3 protein-coding genes and 1 pseudogene are annotated in these 2,237 nt (G+C 63.9%); all 4 read left to right on the forward strand.

The window, feature by feature from the left end:
- The coding region (locus ENZ74_RS29740; protein WP_164761309.1) for a DMT family transporter at positions 1-777 on the forward strand (777 nt) is incomplete at its 5' end.
- Positions 778-832: 55 nt separating this feature from the next.
- Positions 833-1,459 (forward strand): molybdenum cofactor guanylyltransferase MobA, encoded by a 627-nt coding sequence (mobA, locus tag ENZ74_RS29745; RefSeq protein ID WP_063167989.1) that lies wholly within the window; start codon positions 833-835, stop codon positions 1,457-1,459.
- Positions 1,456-1,965, forward strand: coding sequence for a molybdopterin-guanine dinucleotide biosynthesis protein B (mobB, locus tag ENZ74_RS29750; protein WP_024503305.1), 510 nt, complete (start codon positions 1,456-1,458; stop codon positions 1,963-1,965). The genes mobA and mobB overlap by 4 nt, the downstream gene beginning before the upstream one ends.
- A 157-nt stretch (positions 1,966-2,122) precedes the next feature.
- Positions 2,123-2,237 (forward strand): annotated as a pseudogene (locus tag ENZ74_RS35450) (amino acid ABC transporter); the annotation flags it as partial.

A 2,237-nucleotide genomic window follows, 5' to 3' on the forward strand; every position in this document is an offset into this window, starting at 1 on the left:
CTTTTCGTCGGCCTGCTGGCCTGGCAGCGCGGCGCTCTCGCCCGCCCGGGCTCGATGCTGCAGCCTCTGGTCGCCTTGCGCGTGATCAGCGAGGCCGGCGCAACGGTGAGTTTCCTCGTCGCCCTCGCCCATCTGCCGATCGCCAATGTTTCGGCGGTGCTGCAGGCGCTGCCGCTGGCGGTGACGATGGGAGCGGCACTTGTCTTTGGCGAGACTGTCGGTTGGCGGCGTTGGCTGGCCATCGCCATCGGATTTGCCGGCGTGCTGATCATCGTGCGGCCGGGCTTCGAAGGGTTCAGCGTCTACTCGCTGTCGGCGCTGGCCAGCGTCGCCTGCTGCGCGGTGCGCGATCTCGCCACCAAGCGGATCCCCAAGGCCATTCCGACATTGCTGGTGTCGACCGCGACCGCGCTTGCCATGACAATCGTCGGCGCGGCGCTGTTGCCGGCAATGGGCGGCTGGACGCCGATGACGGGCAACAGCACGGCCCTGCTGGCCCTGGCTGCTGTGCTGGTGATTATCGGCTACCAGTTCATCATTATGGCGATGCGGGCGGGCGACATCTCCTTCATCGCGCCGTTCCGCTACACGGCCCTGATCTGGTCGATCCTGCTTGGCCTGTTCATCTTCGCGGACATTCCCGATCTGCCGATGATCGTCGGCGCCACCATCATCATCGGCTCCGGCCTCTATGCGCTCTACCGCGAGCGGGTCGTCGGCCGGCGCAAGATCGTCGCCGAAAGCACGGGGCCAAGCATGGTTCCGGACGGAATCTAGCCAGATCATTGAAGGTTCTTGTGATTTCCGACGGCTGGCGTACAGGCTTCGTGGCATGAAGCGAGACATTGCGGGGATTGTTCTGGCCGGTGGCCAGTCGAGGCGGATGGGCGGCGGCGACAAGAGCCTGTTGCCGCTTGGCGATGGCTGCCTGCTTGACCAGGTCGTGTCGCGCTTCGCCCCGCAAATAGAATCGATGGCGCTCAGCGCCAATGGCGACCCTGCACGATTCCTGCGCTTTGGACTGCCGGTGCTTGCCGACAGCGTGCCCGGCTTTGCCGGTCCGCTCGCCGGAATCCTGACCGGCCTCGAATGGGCCGCGGCCAACAGGCCTTGCAAGGCGATCGTCAGCGCTGCCGGTGACACGCCTTTCCTGCCGTTGGACCTTGTCGAGCGTCTGGCAGGGGCCGCCGATCAAAGCCCCGGTTCTATTGCCGTTGCCCGCTCGGCCGGCAAGCGGCATCCGACCTTCGCGCTGTGGCCGATCGGCTGCCGCGATGCCTTGCGGCACTTTCTGGTCGATCAGGATATCAGGCGGGTTTCGGCTTTCATCGACCGGCAGGGTTTTGTCGAGGTGGAGTTCCCGGTTCCGCCATCGGCGGGGATCGACCCTTTCTTCAACATCAACGAACCGGACGATCTTGTGTCTGCCGAGCGTCTGTTGCAGAGCATCAAGCCATGAACAGACGCGTCTTCGGCATCACCGGCTGGAAGAATTCCGGCAAGACGACTTTGACCGAGAGGTTGGTCAGCGAATTGGTCCGGCGCGGCTGGAAGGTGTCGACGGTGAAACATGCCCACCATGACTTCGACATCGACAAACCTGGCGCGGACAGCTTTCGCCACCGGCAGGCCGGCGCCACCGAAGTCGCGATCGTCTCCGGCGTTCGCTGGGCACTGATGCACGAGCTGCGCGGCGAGGATGAGCCGACATTGGAGACTGTCCTGTCGCGGCTTGCCCCTTGCGACCTCGTGCTGGTCGAGGGCTACAAGCGCGAAGCCCACAGCAAGATCGAAACCCGCCGGCTGGATGCGAAGGACCGCACGCCGCTTTCGGCGGAGGATCCCAACATCGTCGCTGTCGCCGCCGATTTTGCCATTGAAGGCGAGCTGCTGCCGGTATTCGATCTCGACGATGCAAAATCGATAGCCGACTTCATCGAGCGCACCACCGGGCTCGTTGCTTGAGCGCTGACGCAACGGCAGAATAGCCTTGCCCATTTTTATGGTTTTGCAGTTGCTTTTTTCTTGGAAAGAGTGGGAGTATCGCGCCAGCGGGCGGTCAAAAGCACCGCCCCACAGAGCCGTTCGGAACGACGGCCGGGACCATAAAGAGAGGACCATCATGCGTATTTCACTGCGTATCGCGCTTGCCGCTTCGGCCGCGCTGCTGACGCTCGGCGTCGCCCAGGCCCAGGAAAAGACCCTGAGGATCGGCACCGAAGGCGCCTACCCGCCCT

Origin of the sequence: Mesorhizobium sp. M7A.F.Ca.CA.002.15.2.1, from assembly GCF_003998715.1 — a bacterium.
In the GTDB taxonomy this organism is placed as follows: Bacteria; Pseudomonadota; Alphaproteobacteria; order Rhizobiales; family Rhizobiaceae; genus Mesorhizobium; species Mesorhizobium ciceri.

Coding starts and splice junctions, on each gene's coding strand:
- mobB (WP_024503305.1), top strand. CDS start 1,456: ATGAACAGACGCGTCTTCGGCATCACCGGCTGGAAGAATTCCGGCAAG.
- mobA (WP_063167989.1), top strand. CDS start 833: ATGAAGCGAGACATTGCGGGGATTGTTCTGGCCGGTGGCCAGTCGAGG.